This is a genomic window from Methylotenera mobilis JLW8 (genome assembly GCF_000023705.1).
In the GTDB taxonomy this organism is placed as follows: Bacteria; Pseudomonadota; Gammaproteobacteria; order Burkholderiales; family Methylophilaceae; genus Methylotenera; species Methylotenera mobilis.
Genome location: NC_012968.1, coordinates 307,471 through 324,729, shown reverse-complemented (window position 1 = coordinate 324,729; position 17,259 = coordinate 307,471). Strand labels below are relative to the sequence as shown.

Annotated in this window: 16 protein-coding genes and 1 riboswitch; of the genes, 10 read left to right on the top strand and 6 right to left on the bottom strand. The window is 46.6% G+C overall.

Annotated features, from left to right (window positions below):
* Positions 1–66 precede the first annotated feature (66 nt).
* Positions 67–1,230 (bottom strand): class I SAM-dependent methyltransferase, encoded by a 1,164-nt coding sequence (locus tag MMOL_RS01485; protein WP_012777659.1) that lies wholly within the window; start codon positions 1,228–1,230, stop codon positions 67–69.
* Between the two features lie 40 nt (positions 1,231–1,270).
* Here MMOL_RS01485 and MMOL_RS01480 point away from each other — a divergent pair, with 40 nt between their 5' ends.
* The 3 genes from MMOL_RS01480 (at position 1,271) to topA (ending at position 5,708) form a co-directional block, all read left to right on the top strand.
* A complete protein-coding gene (locus tag MMOL_RS01480) occupies positions 1,271–2,020 on the top strand; it encodes a pteridine reductase (RefSeq protein ID WP_012777658.1) in 750 nt (249 codons plus the stop codon).
* Positions 2,021–2,095: 75 nt separating this feature from the next.
* The gene (gene ttcA / locus MMOL_RS01475; RefSeq protein WP_012777657.1) at positions 2,096–3,001 is read left to right on the top strand and encodes a tRNA 2-thiocytidine(32) synthetase TtcA; all 906 of its coding nucleotides are present in this window, start codon (positions 2,096–2,098) and stop codon (positions 2,999–3,001) included.
* A gap of 112 nt (positions 3,002–3,113) precedes the next feature.
* The gene (gene topA, locus MMOL_RS01470; protein WP_012777656.1) at positions 3,114–5,708 is read left to right on the top strand and encodes a type I DNA topoisomerase; all 2,595 of its coding nucleotides are present in this window, start codon (positions 3,114–3,116) and stop codon (positions 5,706–5,708) included.
* A 243-nt stretch (positions 5,709–5,951) separates the two neighbouring features.
* Here topA and phoU read toward each other — a convergent pair whose 3' ends face one another.
* Together phoU and rpiA are read right to left on the bottom strand one after the other, a co-directional pair.
* Positions 5,952–6,659 (bottom strand): phosphate signaling complex protein PhoU, encoded by a 708-nt coding sequence (phoU, locus tag MMOL_RS01465; protein WP_012777655.1) that lies wholly within the window; start codon positions 6,657–6,659, stop codon positions 5,952–5,954.
* 79 nt (positions 6,660–6,738) lie between these two features.
* Positions 6,739–7,398 carry a ribose-5-phosphate isomerase RpiA gene (gene rpiA, locus MMOL_RS01460; protein ID WP_012777654.1) on the bottom strand — a complete coding sequence of 220 codons (660 nt, stop codon included), beginning with the start codon at positions 7,396–7,398 and terminating at the stop codon, positions 6,739–6,741.
* Positions 7,399–7,477: 79 nt separating this feature from the next.
* Here rpiA and ilvA point away from each other — a divergent pair, with 79 nt between their 5' ends.
* Together ilvA and MMOL_RS01450 are read left to right on the top strand one after the other, a co-directional pair.
* Positions 7,478–8,989, top strand: a complete 1,512-nt coding sequence (gene ilvA, locus MMOL_RS01455; RefSeq protein WP_012777653.1) for a threonine ammonia-lyase, biosynthetic — start codon at positions 7,478–7,480, stop codon at positions 8,987–8,989.
* Between the two features lie 221 nt (positions 8,990–9,210).
* Complete coding sequence (locus MMOL_RS01450) at positions 9,211–10,335, top strand: YVTN family beta-propeller repeat protein (protein WP_012777652.1); 1,125 nt, start codon at positions 9,211–9,213, stop codon at positions 10,333–10,335.
* Between the two features lie 77 nt (positions 10,336–10,412).
* On the opposite strand, the gene MMOL_RS01445 is transcribed toward MMOL_RS01450, so the two are convergent.
* Positions 10,413–10,871 carry an EVE domain-containing protein gene (locus MMOL_RS01445; RefSeq protein WP_012777651.1) on the bottom strand — a complete coding sequence of 153 codons (459 nt, stop codon included), beginning with the start codon at positions 10,869–10,871 and terminating at the stop codon, positions 10,413–10,415.
* 83 nt (positions 10,872–10,954) lie between these two features.
* Between MMOL_RS01445 and MMOL_RS01440 the strand changes: the two genes are divergently transcribed.
* Positions 10,955–11,326 (top strand): DUF2237 family protein, encoded by a 372-nt coding sequence (locus tag MMOL_RS01440; protein ID WP_012777650.1) that lies wholly within the window; start codon positions 10,955–10,957, stop codon positions 11,324–11,326.
* Between the two features lie 355 nt (positions 11,327–11,681).
* Here the strand turns inward: MMOL_RS01440 and MMOL_RS01435 are convergent, their stop codons facing one another.
* Together MMOL_RS01435 and MMOL_RS01430 are read right to left on the bottom strand one after the other, a co-directional pair.
* A complete protein-coding gene (locus MMOL_RS01435) occupies positions 11,682–11,975 on the bottom strand; it encodes a cell division protein ZapA (RefSeq protein WP_012777649.1) in 294 nt (97 codons plus the stop codon).
* A gap of 34 nt (positions 11,976–12,009) precedes the next feature.
* Complete coding sequence (locus MMOL_RS01430; protein WP_012777648.1) at positions 12,010–12,198, bottom strand: hypothetical protein; 189 nt, start codon at positions 12,196–12,198, stop codon at positions 12,010–12,012.
* A gap of 123 nt (positions 12,199–12,321) precedes the next feature.
* Positions 12,322–12,574: riboswitch (cobalamin riboswitch) on the top strand.
* A gap of 146 nt (positions 12,575–12,720) precedes the next feature.
* Between MMOL_RS01430 and MMOL_RS01425 the strand changes: the two genes are divergently transcribed.
* From MMOL_RS01425 to MMOL_RS01410, 4 genes are all read left to right on the top strand, one after another.
* Complete coding sequence (locus MMOL_RS01425) at positions 12,721–14,616, top strand: TonB-dependent receptor domain-containing protein (RefSeq protein WP_012777647.1); 1,896 nt, start codon at positions 12,721–12,723, stop codon at positions 14,614–14,616.
* A gap of 62 nt (positions 14,617–14,678) precedes the next feature.
* Positions 14,679–15,302, top strand: coding sequence for a hypothetical protein (locus MMOL_RS01420; RefSeq protein ID WP_012777646.1), 624 nt, complete (start codon positions 14,679–14,681; stop codon positions 15,300–15,302).
* An 18-nt stretch (positions 15,303–15,320) separates the two neighbouring features.
* Positions 15,321–15,929, top strand: coding sequence for a cob(I)yrinic acid a,c-diamide adenosyltransferase (gene cobO / locus MMOL_RS01415; RefSeq protein WP_012777645.1), 609 nt, complete (start codon positions 15,321–15,323; stop codon positions 15,927–15,929).
* 9 nt (positions 15,930–15,938) lie between these two features.
* Positions 15,939–17,213: a cobyrinic acid a,c-diamide synthase CobB gene (locus MMOL_RS01410; RefSeq protein WP_012777644.1), complete on the top strand. Its 1,275-nt coding sequence runs from the start codon at positions 15,939–15,941 to the stop codon at positions 17,211–17,213.
* Positions 17,214–17,259 lie beyond the last annotated feature (46 nt).

The following is a 17,259-nucleotide window of genomic DNA, read 5'->3' as shown; positions in this document are numbered from 1 at the left end:
TATACTGCAGCTAACCCAACTCGTCAGGTTCAACAATTCCCCACCCCTATCGCTGACAATCTGTGTTTATAAGGTATGTGACTTATCACCAGAGGCAAAACCAAGCAAGGCTAAGCCCAACCCGCGTCCCAGAGCGATTACCTTAAATAGATCTCCCATCTCGGCCGGTGACAATAATTTTTGTGCCGCGGCGGCGAGCGGCGCATAGCGCGCCATATCGTGCGGGGAAATCTGGCTCATAATATCCAAGATGCCGCAATTCATTAAAAACTGGGCTTGCGAGCAAAAACCCATCACGGCCAAACCACTGTGCTCACCTGCGCTGGCAACACTAGAAAAATCTACGTGTGCGGTGATATCCTGCAATCCAACATAAACCAGCGGATCCACATGGGCGTAATGCTGGTAATGACACATTAGCGTGCCTAAATTGCGCTGCGGATGATAATACTCACGCGCTGAAAAACCATAATCGACCATTATAATGGCACCATGCTTTAACGCATCGGCCAAGCTAGCAATCAGCCCAGTCGCTGCCGGACTTACCTCTGTCAAGTAATCATCGGGCAAATCATACGTGGCGGCTAAATCTAGCAGATTGCCAGCCGGCAGTGGCTGATCTTGCCAATAAAACTCGCCATTAAATGCCACACCGCGCTCGCACAGCGCTGGCGCCTCAGTGGCGGCGGGCTTATATAGCAAATGTACGGGCAGCGCATCCAGCACCTCATTACCCAGCATAACGCCTACAAAATTGTCAGGCAAGCTACCCAGCCATACCACGCACTCAGCCAACGCTACAGGCAGATGCTGCTGAATTGTTTCTCGCTGCACCTGACGCAAGTAAGTGCTAACTTCAAGAATAAAATAATGACTGGGAACTTGATTTAGCGCCTGTAACGCCAACAGTAAATCTACCGCCAAACGTCCTGAGCCTGCGCCCAACTCCAACACATCACCCTGCGTTTGTACCAGCACCTCTGCCACCTGATTCGCCATTGCCTGTGCAAACAAGGGGGAGATTTCAGGGGCTGTAACAAAATCGCCTCCCATACCGAACTTTTTAGCACCGCCACTGTAATAACCTAAGCCCGGGGTATAAAGTGCCATGTGCATATAGTCTGCAAATGACAACCAACCGCCATTCTGACTAATCTTATCTTGGATTAATAATGCGAGCTGTTGACTAAGTGCTTGTGCATCAGCGTTAGGAATAGGTAATGAACTCATAAGCCATTATAATATTTAAGAAGAAAGAAATGAGTAAACTGTGGATACAAACAAAGATAAAGTCATATTAATCACGGGCGGCGCCAAACGCGTTGGGGCCACGATGTGCCGCGAGCTGCACAGGCAAGGCGCCAAGCTGATGATTCATTACAATAACAGCATGCCCGAAGCTCGCGCATTGCAGGCAGAGCTTAATTTGCTGCGTGCAAACTCAGTGGCTATTATTCAGGGTGACTTGCTCAATCTAAACGTTTTACCCACGCTAGTGAGCGAGACCGTGCATCAATTTGGTAAATTAGATGTATTGATTAACAACGCTTCAACCTACTACCCAACAGACCTCGGTCAAATTAACGAAGAGAACTGGCAAGATTTAATCGGCAGCAATCTGAAAGCGCCCGTATTTTTAGCGCAAGCCGCGGCAACTGAGCTGCGTAAAAATTCCGGTTGTATTATCAATATTACCGATATGCATATTGAACGTCCGAAAAAAGGCTACATAGTTTATAGCGTGGCAAAAGCTGGCTTGGTGACGTTGACCAAATCACTCGCACATGAGCTTAGCCCTGAAGTGAGGGTCAACGCAGTGGCGCCAGGCCCAGTACAGTGGCCGGAAAGCAACCCGCAGTTTGACGAGGTTTATCGCCAGCGCGTAATTAACCAAACACTACTTAAACGCGTGGGCGAGGCAGAAGATGTTGCCAAAGCCGTTAAATTCCTGATTTACGATGCACCATTTATTACCGGCCATATACTCGCAGTGGATGGTGGTCGCTCGATAAACTTATAAGCGCAAACAACAATCGCGCACGATGACGGCATCAGCAGATGCCACCTTGCAACATACTTTTAAGCTGTACCTATTATGATTAAACATTTACCTGACAACCACTCAAACAACTTTATCAAACTGCGCAATAGTTTGATTAGCGCCACCGGCAAAGCCATTGGTGACTACAACATGATTGAAGATGGCGACACTGTGCTGGTGTGTATGAGTGGCGGCAAAGACTCGCACGCCATGCTGATGATATTACTCGCATTGCAAGAGCGCGCACCAATCAACTTCAAGCTGATTGCAATGAACTTGGACCAGAAGCAACCTGGCTTCCCTGCGGATATTCTGCCAGCCTATTTCGAAAAACTAGGCATAGACTATCGCATCGTAGATGCTGACACCTATTCCATCGTTAAAGAAAAAATCCCGGAAGGTAGAACCACCTGCTCATTGTGCTCACGCCTGCGCCGTGGCGTTATCTACACCACAGCCAAAGAGCTTGGTGCCAATAAAATCGCGCTTGGCCACCACCGTGATGACATCGTGGAAACCTTGTTCCTGAACTTATTCTTTGGCGCAAAAATGAAAGCGATGCCGCCTAAACTAGCTACTAATGACAAGCAAAATATCGTGATCCGCCCACTAGCTTACTGCAGTGAAAAAGACATCGCCAGCTACGCACGACAAATGGAGTTCCCTATCATCCCTTGCGACCTATGCGGTTCGCAGGAGAATCTGCAGCGTCAAAAAGTGAAAGATATGCTGCAAGCATGGGAACGTGAGCAGCCAGGACGCATTAATAATATTTTCCGTGCAATTACTAATGTAGAGCCATCCCATTTGGCTGACACCGACTTATACGACTTTAAGAATTTAACTCAAGCCAAGGCCAATGATGAGGATCCGTTATTCGGAGACATTGCCAACGAAGGAGCGGCGTTAAGTTTGGCAAATACTGAGGGCAACAAAATCGAATTTATTCGCAACAAATAGCCAAAACGGCAATTTTTTTGCACACTATATCGCTTAAGTTGTTGTATTTTAGGCAATGTCCTTGTTATCATCCAAAATGTTAGAAAAGCAAACTCCTTACTATTAGGCATTCATGTCCAAACTACTTATTGTTGAATCTCCATCTAAAGCAAAAACGCTCAAGAAATATCTTGGTAGCGATTTTGAGGTACTTGCCTCTTATGGACATGTGCGTGACCTAATTCCCAAAAATGGCGCAGTGGATACCGAAAACCAGTTCGCCATGAAGTACGACATTATTGAGCGTAATAGTAAGCATGTGGACGCAATTGCCAAAGCCGTTAAAAATGCTGATAGCATTTATCTGGCAACCGACCCGGACCGCGAAGGTGAGGCTATTTCCTGGCATATTGCCGAGATTTTAAAATCTAAAAAACTACTCAAAAACAAACTGATGAAACGCGTAGTGTTTCATGAGATTACCAAGGGTGCCGTAGAGCACGCGATTGCTGAGCCACGCGACATCTCGATGCCTATGGTGAATGCGCAACAAGCGCGCCGCGCACTGGATTATCTGGTTGGTTTCAACTTATCGCCGTTGCTATGGAAGAAAATCCGTCGCGGACTATCTGCAGGCCGCGTACAAAGCCCGGCATTACGACTGATAGTAGAACGCGAGCTAGAAATTGAGGCGTTTAAATCACAAGAGTATTGGTCTATCCATTTAGATGCGTTAAAACATCAGCATGGCTTTAAAGCTAAACTGGTGCAACTCAACAATCAAAAAGTTGAGCAGTTCACAGTAATCAATCATGACCAACAGTCTGACATCGTTGGCAAACTACTATTAGCCAGCGCCGGCAAAACCACCGTATCGCGTGTAGAAAAGAAACAACGTAGCCGCAGTCCTGCCGCACCGTTCACCACCTCTACACTGCAACAAGAGGCTGTACGCAAGCTGGGCTTCACCACCTCACGCGCCATGCGTGTAGCGCAGCAACTGTACGAAGGGGTGGATGTAGGCGGAGGCACCGTGGGTTTAATTACCTATATGCGTACCGACTCGTTTAGCTTGGCGACCGAAGCTGTGATGCAAATTCGTGACTACGTAAAAAAGAATTTCGATACAGAGTACCTGCCAAAATCACCGGTCATGTACAAAACCAAGTCAAAAAGCGCGCAAGAGGCACATGAGGCGATTCGCCCAACCGACATTTCACGCACGCCAACCAGTGTGCGTCAGTATTTAAATGACGAACAATTCAAACTGTACGAAATGATTTGGAAGCGTGCGCTGGCCTGCCAGATGGCGCCAGCCAAGTTTGATGCAGTGAGTGTAGACTTAAGCGTAGGCAGCGATGCCAACCTGTTCCGCGCGACAGGGCAAACCCTAGTATTCCCGGGCTTTATTGCGGTGTACATGGAAGGCTCAGACGACGAGGAAGAAGAAGCTGAAAGCAAACTACCTAACCTAGAAACAGGTGAAATACTTACCGTTGAAAAAATCTACGGCGAACAGCACTTTACTGAACCACCACCACGCTATTCTGAAGCCAGCCTTGTAAAAGTACTGGAAGAATATGGTATTGGCCGCCCCTCTACCTACGCCAGCATCATTAGCACACTGCAAGACCGTGAATATGTACTGCTGGACAAAAAACGCTTCACGCCTACAGATGTCGGCCGTGTAGTGAACAAATTCTTAACCGAACACTTCACCAAGTATGTGGATTATGACTTTACCGCCAACCTAGAAAACGCACTAGACAGCGTAGCAGAGGGTGAGCGTGACTGGGTGCCACTCATGGACGAGTTCTGGCAAGATTTTAACCAGCAGATTCACAACAAAGCAGATGTAGAGCGTCCAGGCAACGAACTGATTGATGAAGCCTGCCCTAAATGTGGCAAACCACTGCAAAAACAATTAAGCCGCTTTGGTAGCTTTATTGGCTGTACCGGCTACAACGACACACCAAAATGCGATTACAAGCGCAGCATAGACGGCACGGCAAATGCCGGCACAGATCCAGTCAGTATTGGGGTAGACGCTGCAACCAGCAAAGAAATCTACCTGATGAATGGTCCTTATGGTCCATATCTACAGGTAGGCATGGCAGTAGAGGGTGAGAAAAAGAAACCCAAACGCGTCAGCATCCCCAAAGAGATTGCATTAGCAGATGTTAATTTAGAAACAGCCAATATGTTGCTGTCCTTGCCGCGAGATTTAGGTCTGCACCCAGAGACCAACAAAAAAATTATTGCCAATATTGGCCGCTTTGGCCCTTATATTAATCATGATGCAAAATTTAAATCTATCCCGAAAAATCTGAGCGTGTTTAGTATAGATTTAGATGGCGCAGTAGCTCTTTTAGCACAAGCCCACACAGGGCCTGCACCACTTTGCTCACTAGGTAGCCACCCAACAGAGGATGGTCAGATTGAAGTGTTTGCAGGGCGTTACGGCCCTTATGTGCAGCATGGCAAGTTACGCGCCACCCTACCAAAAAGCATCGAGCCAGAATCGCTCACCATGGAGGAGGCCTTAGAATTACTGAGCGCAAAAGCAGCTAAAGACGCGCCAGCCAAAAAAGCACCGGCAAAAAAAGCGGCAGCCAAGAAAACAGTCGCAGCTAGCGAAGACAAGCCGGCAGCCAAAAAGGCAGCTCCAAAAAAAGCCACTACCAAGAAAGCCGCACCTAAGAAAGCAACGGCTAAAAAGAGTGAGTAGAGGATAGCAACTAATTTGCAGATAAAACGATACTCAGCAGCAAGCCGGGATTAAGGGTAAGTTTTAGAAAATTGCGTTTTGGAAAAATAGGCTTTAGAAATCTAAGCTTTGGAAACAGCTTTGCAAGCCAAGACTTAGCTAGTTTAACCGATGCAAGTTTGACAAATAAAAAAGCGGCTCTTAAGCCGCTTTTTTATTGCAATAATTTCGCCATCACATGACTGAAACCAAACCCAGTGCCAACTAAGGCTCCAATGTTTCTCGTTCCATTTCCTGCACAGAGATATGGCGCACATCCTTACCTTTAACCATATACACCACATACTCGGCGATGTTTTTGGCATGGTCACCGATACGCTCAATCGCCTTTGCTACGAACAACACCTCTAACGACATAGAAATCGTACGTGGATCTTCCAGCATAAAGGTAATTAATTGACGCATAGCTGAACGGAAATGCTCATCCACCAACTCATCCTGCCTAGCAACCTCTACTGTTTTGCTCACATCCAAGCGCGCAAAGCCGTCGAGTGCTGTGCGCAACATCTCGCGCACCAATGCCACCATCGATTTAATCTCATTAAAACGTGGTTTGTACATACGGTCTTCGTCAAAAATCTTTTGTGCAGTACGGGCAATTTTAGTTGCCTCATCACCAATACGCTCAAGATCCGTAATGGTTTTCACCATCATCATGACCATACGTAAGTCACCGGCAGCAGGCTGGCGGCGTGCAATAATCTGACTACATCCCTCGTCAATTTGCACTTCCAGTGCATTAACAAGCTGATCGCTCACCATGACTTCTTTAGCTAAATTTGAATCTAGCTTTACTAAGGCTTCAAGCGCTTGCACGATTTGCTGCTCAACCAAGCCGCCCATCTCCAGCACTTTGCCTCGTAAAGCTTCCAACTCTGCGTCATATTGCTTAAAGGTATGTTCAGAATGCATTTTTAATTTCCAATATCTGCTAATCAGCACAGTCTAGCGAGTCAATATGACAAAATTATTACAATTTAACCAATAACGGTTATTTCTGGTAGGTTTTCACACCCTCAGCCGTTGCTAACAACAGTACGTTTGCTGGACGAGCGGCAAATAGACCATTAGTTACCACGCCTACGATTTGGTTGATTTTTGCTTCCATCGCTACCGGATCAGTAATCGTTAAACCATGTACATCAAGAATCAGGTTACCGTTGTCGGTAGTGAAATCACGCAATTGTGGCTGACCACCTAATTTAACCAGTTCACGCGCTACATGGCTTTTTGCCATTGGCAGGACTTCTACTGGTAACGGGAACTTACCTAACACTGGCACGTATTTAGTTGCATCACAGATACAGATGAATTTTTTGGCTACAGCTGCAACAATCTTCTCACGTGTGAGTGCACCGCCGCCGCCTTTTAGCATATGCATATGCTCTGTAATTTCATCAGCGCCATCCACATAAATCTCAAGGTTGTCGACTGAGTTCAAATCAAACACTTCAATACCATGACCACGCAAACGTTGCGCCGTTGCTTCAGAGCTGGCGACTGCGCCATCAATCTTGTGTTTTACTTTCGCCAACTCTTCAATAAAAAAGTTAGCGGTAGAACCTGTACCTACACCAATGATGCCGCTTTTTACATATTCCACAGCTGCTTTTGCAACTTGTTGCTTTAATTCGTCTTGTGTAAACGCCATTTACTTAAATCCTTATAAATTCTTTATAATATCAATCAAACCATAACTATACACCGCTACCTAACTAATACAAAAACGCATGCCTACCAACTATCTAGAAAAAATCAAAAACTCCCGCGTATACGACGTGGCCAGAAACACACCATTGGATTTCCAGCCCAACTTATCGGCACGCATCCACAACCGTGTTTTCTTGAAACGCGAGGACATGCAGCCGGTATTTTCATTTAAGTTACGCGGCGCTTACAACAAAATGGCTTACCTGCCTAAAGCCGCGCTAGATTCTGGCGTGATTGCAGCCAGCGCTGGCAACCACGCACAGGGCGTTGCCCTATCTGCCCAAAAGCTGGGCTGTCGTGCTGTTATCGTAATGCCGACCACCACCCCGTTGATTAAGATTAATGCGGTCAAAAGCCGTGGCGCAGAAGTGGTATTGTTTGGTGACAGTTACTCTGATGCCTACGTACACGCGCTGGAACTGGAAAAATCCCAGAACCTGACCTTCGTACACCCTTACGATGATCCCGATGTGATTGCCGGTCAAGGCACGATTGCGATGGAAATTTTAGAGGCACACCCGGAACCAATTGAAGCGATTTTCTGCTGCGTTGGCGGCGGTGGGTTATTGGCAGGCATTGCTGCTTATGTAAAAGCGGTTAGACCGGAAATTAAAATCATCGGCGTAGAAGCACGCGATGCTGAGGCCATGACAGAATCATTACAGCAAGGCCAGCGTGTGATGCTGGAGCAAGTGGGCTTATTTGCCGATGGCGCTGCAGTGAAGCAAGTAGGCGAGCATACGTTTGCCCTCTGCCAGCAATACGTTGATGAAATGATCATAGTGGACAACGACGCAATTTGCGCGGCAATCAAAGACGTGTTCGAAGACACGCGAAGCATTCTAGAGCCAGCAGGCGCACTAGCTACGGCTGGGCTAAAGGCATACGCCGCACGCGAAAAGCTGGAGGGTAAAACGCTCATAAGCATCGCCTCTGGTGCCAATATGAATTTTGATCGCCTGCGCTTTATTGCCGAGCGCGCCGAGCTGGGAGAAAAACGTGAAGCTGTATTAGCGGTCACGATTCCGGAAAAACCTGGTGCATTTAAAGCCTTCTGTCACTTACTTGGCAACCGCAATATTACTGAGTTTAATTACCGCTATTCAGACCCTACAGAGGCACACATTTTTGTGGGGGTAGCCGTTAACGACCCAACGGAATCCGCACAACTAGTGAAAGATTTAGCTGCTCAAGGCTTGCCTGCGCTAGATTTATCAGAGAATGAAGTGGCGAAATTACATTTGCGGCATTTAGTTGGTGGCCACGCGCCACAGGCCGAGAACGAAGTAGTGTTCAGGTTTGAGTTTCCAGAAAAACCGGGCGCACTCATGAAGTTCTTAGACACCATGGGCCACGATTGGAACATTAGTCTATTTCATTACCGCAATCACGGTGCGGACTTTGGTCGCGTATTAGCCGGGATGCAAGTGCCGCCAAATGAACTAACTGAGTTTTCTGATTTCCTAAATAACTTAGGATACCCACACTGGGAAGAAACTAACAATCCAGCGTATAAATTATTTTTAGGTTAATGACGCAGTAAAAACTACGGTGACTGAGGTTAAATCCATCGACATTGGTTAATATCAACCACAACCATTGGCTAATATTAACCATCCCTGTACCGCTTGGCATGTAAGCTTCTGTTTTTAATCAGCTAGACTTTTAGTACAGTTCTTGCATGCTTGGCAGGGTTAATATTTAAATCACAATATCAGCATGACATCATCAGAAATTAATTTGGAGAGAGTGTATGAAATTTACCCCAGCATTTAGTAAAACACGTATTAGTTTAATTTTACTAGCGCTTATGGCAGGCATTAACGGCTGCAGCAAAGACCCAGCCAACCAAACACCAGCGGCAGATAACGCCACGACTGGTGGCGTTGCATATGTAACGCGCCAAGATGCAGGCGTAAGCGTGATTGACCTCGCCACCATGCAAGTAGTGAAAGAGTTTGACATCAAGGCTGAATCTCCTCGCGGCTTGGGTATTACTGATGATGGTAAAAAACTGGTGGTAGCAACGCGCGAAAACGCGAGCGTTTCAGTCATCGACACCGCCACAGGCACAGTGTTACAACAAATCCCTGTAGGCAAAAATCCAGAGTTTGTGCGCATCAGCGGTAACTACGCATTTATATCATCCGAACCAAGCGCCGTAGGTGGCCCACCACCGAAACCAGGTGAAAAGGCCAAAGTTGAAGAGGATGACGATGATGAAGAGAAAATCCCCGCCAAAATCGCTGTTGTCGATTTGACTAAAGGTGAAAAAGTACGTGAAATCACTGGCGGCCCTGAAACAGAAGGCATTGAGTTTTCAGCCGACGGTAAAAACTTAGTGATCACCAATGAAGCGGACAACACCGTGACCGTACACAATATTGCTGACGGCAGCTTGGTGAAAACCATTCAGACCCATGAGTATGGCGATCGCCCACGTGGCATTAAAGTATCACCAGATGGCAATACCTACTTAGCCACACTCGAGTATGGCAACAAAATCATGGTGCTGGATAAAGACTTTAACTTTGTACGCACCGTAGATACTGGCGAAACGCCTTACGGCATTTCTTACGACAAAACCGGTGAGCACATTTTTGTAGCAACTAACAAACAAAAAGCGCTACAAGTATTTAACGCTAAAACTTATGAGAAAATAAAAGACATCCCTACCGGCAACCGTTGCTGGCACTTCACATTTACCCCAGATGACAAACAACTGCTGTTAGCTTGCGGTAAATCAGATGCGGTTTACGTGATTGACGCGCAGAAACTGGAAGTAACGAAACAAATCGAGGTGAAAGACATGCCTTGGGGTATCGTGACTTATCCAAAATCCATGGGTAGCCTAGACACTAAATTGGGTACTAAATAAGTAGATAGCTAGCCAATGACTACCCTATGAAGTAGGCCGTTTCTTGCTAAAGCTCCTATCTATGATAGGAGCTTTTTTTATTTCAACTGCTCCAGTATAAATGCCCAATCCCTAGGATCAACTGGCGTAATCGACAAGCGGTTACCGCGTTGCAGTATGCGCAAGTTTTCCAATTCAGGCGTCTCGCGCATCTCTTTCAAACTCAACAAACGCGTTTTACGCACCAACTTCACATCCACATTAAACCAGCGTGGAGTCTCTGGCGTGGCTTTGGGGTCAAAGTACTTATGGCCTTCAATAAACTGCAAGCGATCTGGGTAGGCTAGTGTCGCAACTTCGGCGATGCCTGCGATACCTGGCTCGTCGCAATTGGAATGGTAGAACAACACGCCGTCCCCCACCTGCATCTGGTCGCGCATAAAGTTACGTGCCTGATAGTTACGCACGCCATACCAGTCCACGGTTTGATTCTCAAAGCCGGCTAAGTCGTCAATTGAAACATCGGATGGCTCCGACTTCATTAACCAATATCGCATTACGTTTTCCTGTAAAAAATGAGCGTCTATGATAATCTATATCTAATCAAATAGAACCAACTCCAAACTGAATCAACGCTAAGATGACAAAACTACAACAAAAAAACGTACTTGGTACCGCATTACAAACTTGCAGCCTAGATCCCGTCACCGGATTCACCCGTTCAGGCTGCTGCGAAACTGGCGCTGAAGACCATGGTAGCCATACGGTCTGTGCGCAAATGACTGAAGAGTTTCTCGCGTTTTCAATCTCCAGAGGCAACGATTTAAGCACACCACGTCCCGAATACGGCTTTGAGGGATTACGCGCTGGCGACCGCTGGTGCTTGTGCGCAAGCCGCTGGCTAGAGGCATCAGAGGCTGGATTTGCACCGCCAGTGATACTAGAAAGCTGTCATGAAAAGTGCTTGGAAATTGTGAGCTTGGCGGACTTGAAATATCACGCCTTAAGATAGATCCAGGTAGCAGGCCTGCGATCAAGTAAGGAGTTCTCCACGGACGTAGCCTAAGCCAGCATCCTGAACCAAAAAGGCTCAAGTGGTAACAGCCTAGAGCGCATTAGGGTCACTCGCCAAGGGGTTCTAAAAGAACTCACCATGAGAGCGCTCACACAACAACTCGAATGACTAAAACCGATGCTATAAACTAGTTCAAGGAATTATTAGCCTAAACCACGCCGCAGAGAACAAACTGTATAACCTGACGTTTTATTTTTAATCATAAAACGATTGAATTGATTCTACTCCAGTTACAAGAAAACGCTATCAAGAAAACGTAATAGCGATCTAAATAAATTACTTGTAAAAATACTTATTTTAGCTCACAAGCTTGATCTATCTGATCTTGCATCATAGAGATTCTACGCTTGATATCGCCGATATTCACATCGCCGCTTTTACTATTGAGCAGCTCATAAGACAAATTGAGCGCAGTCATAATCGCAATACGCTCCACCCCGATAACTTTGCCGCTATCGCGAATATCGCGCATTTTCTTGTCTAAAAAATTGACGGCATTAAGCAAACCTGGACGCTCTTCATCCGTGCATGACACGGTAAAGTCACGCCCCATGATATTGACATCAACGCCTTTAATTTCACTCATTAGCTTTTACTCGAAAATAATCGTTTATTGAAAACTAAGGCAGGCTTTGCATTAACGCTTCGATACGTTCGCTGGCTTGAGCCATGTTCGCTTTTAGCAAAGCGGTATCAGATTCCATAGCGCCTAGATCAACACGTAGGCGCGCGTTCTCGTCGCGTAGCTCGTTATACCGTGCAATTAATTGCAACAGTTTTTGCTCTAGTGCTGTTAAGTCTGCGTCCATACAATCACTATAATTGAAAAAAATGATTGTAGTCAATAGCTAACAGCGATTTTTAAAAGTATTACAACACATTACAAATAAATTTATCCCAGATAGTTCGCCTGATTGAATCTTTAAACGTTATAATTGTCGTTGTTGATAGGTGCCATGTTTGTTGTTAACAAACAAGGTGAAACTGGGAAATAGGTGCGTTAATACGTCATTCTGAGCGGATAACAATCCCTGTGCTGCCCCCGCAACGGTAAGTGAATATGATTTTCAATCATATTGTTTTGCAATAAACCACTGAGCCACGCTATTTTGATAGCCCCTGCTTGGGAAGGTGCAAAACATGTCATTCACGAGCCCGGAGACCGGCCTCGCAACAATTAGTTGGAAATACCGCGGGGTGACGGTTGTTCAAAACGTAGCGCACAAGTACAAACTTGTGCCGTGAATTCTTTTCGTTTCGACACTTATCCTTTCTGTATTTCCTTAGTTATCAGTTACATGCGGGGTCGCATGTCGCATAGGGAAATTCAAATGAACAAAAAAATCATCGCTGGCCTGATTGGCCTAGCGTTTCATCCAACAGTCTACGCTACAGACACCATCAACTTAGACGAGGTTGTAGTGACAGCCACACGTACGCCACAAGCACGCCAAAATGTGATCGGCGACGTAACTATAATTGACCGAGAAGAAATAGAGCGCATGGGCGCAGGTTCTATTACTGACGTTCTGCGCCAGCAACCTGGCGTACAGATTGTTACTACCGGAGGTGCGGGCACTGAGGCCAGCGTCTTTTTAAGAGGCACCAGCTCAGAACAAACAGTAGTGCTAGTTGATGGCCTACGCATGAACTCCGCTACGCTAGGGAGGACCTCTTTTGAAAACATTCCACTAGGCCAAATCGAAAAAATAGAAATCTTACGTGGTCCTGCATCTAGCCTATATGGTGCTGATGCAATTGGCGGCGTGATTCAGATTTTTACACGCAAAAGCTTATCGGATAAACCATTAGTGAATGCCGCGGTAGGCCTAGGTTCTTACAATACAAAAACTGCAGAGTTTGGCATCAACGGCGGTATCAACGCACTTAAGTATGGCGTAAACGTCAGCAGTTTGGATACTGACAGCTTTTCCGCCCGTCGCATCCGCACAGGCAAAGACTCAGACGATGACAGCTACCGCAACTTAAGCACTTCCGCTTATGCAGAACTTGAGCTGGCAAAAGGCCACACATGGGGACTGCAGTTCTTTGAGAGCAAAGGGCACAACGAGTTTGATGGTTCTAATTACGAGAACTTTACTGAGCAAACGCTACAAAGCTATGCTTTTACCAGCAAAAACCAATTTACTGATTTCTGGCATAGTACATTCAAGCTTGGCATGGGGGTAGATGACTCAGATAGCTATGCAAAACCGAACACATCCAAAGCAAGCTCTACCTACAACCCTAAAGGCATAAGTAAGTATCGTACTGAGCAACAACAGCTCTCTTGGCAAAATGACTTTACTTTGCCACTGGGCAAACTTACCTTGGCTTATGATCGACTTGAGCAAGACGTCAGCAGCGTAGCCAACGTTAAAACCAAATTCAAAAAAGAGCGTAACAATGATAGCTTCTTAGCTAGCTACCTATTGGATCATGGCAACCACTCCGTACAAGCCTCTGTACGCGAAGACCATAACACTCAGTATGGCAATTTCACCACTGGCGGTGCCGGTTATGGTTATCGCATCACGCCTCAATGGCGCGTTACCGCTAATTATGGCAAAGCATTTAGAGCACCTACTTTTAACCAATTGTATTATCCAAACTTTGGTGATCCTACGCTATCTCCAGAAAAGTCAGACAACGTAGAGGCTGGAGTTAAATACACGGGTGGCAAGTTTAATGCTGGCGTGGTTGTATTCCAGAACAAAATTCGCAGCTTACTCGCGAATGCAGGCCCTGCCACTCCAAGTTGCACGCTTGGCGGCTTCTGCCCTATCAACGTTGGCAAAGTTGAAATACAAGGTGTGACAACAGATGCCAGTTGGAATGTAAGCGACAACTTACTCTTAAGTGGAAACTTCACTGTACAGTCACCAAGAGATGAGGCGACAGATAACTTAACTCCACGCCAAGCTAATCGTTACGGCTCAGTTAATTTAATGCATACATTGGGCGATTTGCAGTGGGGCGCGGAGATGCAAGGCGCTTCTACACGCTACAACAACCTTGCCAACACTAAAGTCATGCCAGGCTATGCATTATTGAATTTCACCGCTAACTACCGCATCAACCCAGAGTGGAAGTTAGAGGCGCGTGCCAATAACGTGCTGGATAAGAATTACGTTTTAGCTTACACAGGAAACACTGCAACATCACCCGCTTACAACACCGCTGGCAGTAACTTGTTTGTAGGCTTACGCTACAACATGAAACCTTAACGCTGGCTAACTGCTAGGACGAGCGAAAACTCGCCCTAGCAAAACGCATTTACGATAAAATCATGTTTTATTTAACTATTATCATTAAAGCAAAACCATCGGAGGCTGCACCTACTATGCTTACACTTTCTAAAACACAACAAATCTTTATTGGTGTTGTGCTTGCCGCACTCATCATTGTGACGCGTGGTCATCACTTTGCCTCAATCAACAGCCTACCTAGCGCATCACTGGCCGTATTTTTCCTTGCTGGTTTGTATCTGCGTCCAGCAATTATGTTTCCAGCATTACTGGCGTTATGTACAGGCTTAGACCTTTACTCTGTTTATTTCCAAGGCGTGAGTAACTTTTGCGTTACCCCAGCTTACGGTTTCCTATTGCCTGCTTATGGCTCTATGTGGCTGGCTGGCCGTTGGTTTGCTAAACACTATAGTTTCAGCAGCAAGGCCATTCTGCCTTTAGTTGGTAGCGCTACCGTTGCAGGCATTGCCAGCGAGATATTCTCTAGCGGTGGTTTCTACTTCTTTGGCGGCCGCTACCCTGACCCAACCATCGCTGAGTTTGGCGCACGCTTAATTAAATACGCGCCACGTCAGTTTGAGAATATTGGCTTCTGGTTGGCAGTTGCGGCCGTAGTGCATATCACATTTGCATTAGCAAGCGGCTTGAACCGTGCTAAAGCCTAATTAGATATTAGTATTTAGATGACGACATCTGATGACAAAAACACGCGCCATACAGCACGTATGGTGCGTAAAAAAGCAGTGATTGATGCTGCGATTGAACAAGCAAATCAGGAAAAAGGGCTACTACTGGTCCTAACCGGCAACGGCAAAGGCAAGAGCTCTTCTGCTTTCGGCATGATGGCACGCGCTTTAGGCTACGGCATGAAGGTTGGCGTTGCGCAGTTCATCAAAGGACGTAGCGATACCGGCGAAGAGGCTTTTTTCCGCAATCAAGCAAACGTAGAGTGGCACGTACTGGGCGAAGGCTTCACTTGGAACACCCAAGACCGCGAACGTGACACCCAAACCGCTCAAGCAGGGTGGGCAATTGCGCAGCGCATGTTGCGTGACCCCAGCATTCGACTGGTGATTCTGGATGAACTCACCTACACCATGAAATATGGCTACCTTGACCTCACACAAATACTGGCTGACATTGCAGCCAGACCACCCATGCAGCACGTAGTGGTAACCGGGCGTGGCGCACCTGCCGCCCTTACCGAACTGGCAGACACCGTAAGTGAAATTATGGATATTAAACATGCATGGCGTGCTGGCATTAAGGCCCAACCAGGTATAGACCTATAACCAAACGCTATGACCACTTGCCACGCCCTACTCATTTCCGCCCCCGCATCCGGGCAGGGAAAAACCTTTATTACCGCAGCTTTGGCGCGCGCATGGCGCAACCAAGGGCTGCGTGTACAAGCATTTAAGTGTGGCCCTGATTTTTTAGACCCCATGATTCTAGAGGTAGCCACCGGACGCCCGGTTTACAATCTAGATTTTACGATGTGCGGCGAAAATGATGCCGAAGCGCAACTTTACCGCGCAGCACAAGATGCCGATTTGATTATCATTGAGGGCGTAATGGGCTTATACGATGGCACGCCATCAAGCGCAGATATTGCCGTACGCTTTAATTTACCGGTGCTGCTGACTATTGATGCCGGTGGCATGGCACAAACCTTTGGCGCACTGGCGAATGGCCTGCTGTCACACAAACCTAAGCTAATCCCCACTGGCGTGCTAGCCAACAAGGTAGGTAGCGCAGGGCATGGGAAATTGCTGCAAGACTCACTACCATCTCACCTGAATTGGTTTGGTGCATTACAAAAAAATGAAGCATTAAGCTTACCAGAGCGGCATCTGGGCTTGTTTCGCGCTGCAGAAATAAGTGATCTCGAACAAAAAATTGAAACTGCTGCCAATGCTTTAATGCAGGACTTACCGTTGCCACCAATGGTTACATTTAACAGCACGACTAATACCACCCTAGCCCAATCCACACCTCCACTTCTTGCAGGCAAAACGATTGCAATTGCCAAAGATGCGGCGTTCTGTTTTATCTATCAAGCAAACTTGGATTGTTTAACCGACATGGGTGCCAACCTCGTGTTTTTTTCGCTATTACACGATAGCGCCTTACCCGAGGCCGATGCTTACTGGCTACCCGGTGGCTACCCTGAGCTGCACTTACAGGACATCAGCAGCAACCTTGCCATGAAAGATTCACTGACAAGCGCGTTTAAGGCTAACAAGCCGATACTTGCCGAGTGCGGTAGCATGATGGCACTATCCGCGTCAATCAATGGCGAGCCGTGTTTTGATTTACTACCCGGTGTGAGCCAAATAGAAGAGCGCTTACAAGGACTAGGTTCATTAAAAGCCGTGCTAGCAGACGGCGAGCTTGGTGCACACACTTTTCACTACGGCAGTTTTACTACAGAACTGCCACCTATTGCTAGCGCGAAGACCCGTTTTGGTAAGGTTGAAAATATTTACCAGCATGGCCCAATTATCGCCAGCTTTCTGCATTTCTACTTTGCGTCTAACCCAGCATTAGCAGCACAATTTTTTACACCTCGGTAAGTCAAGTGCACCTAACCAAGCCTAGATTCATTCACCTTAGCGTATT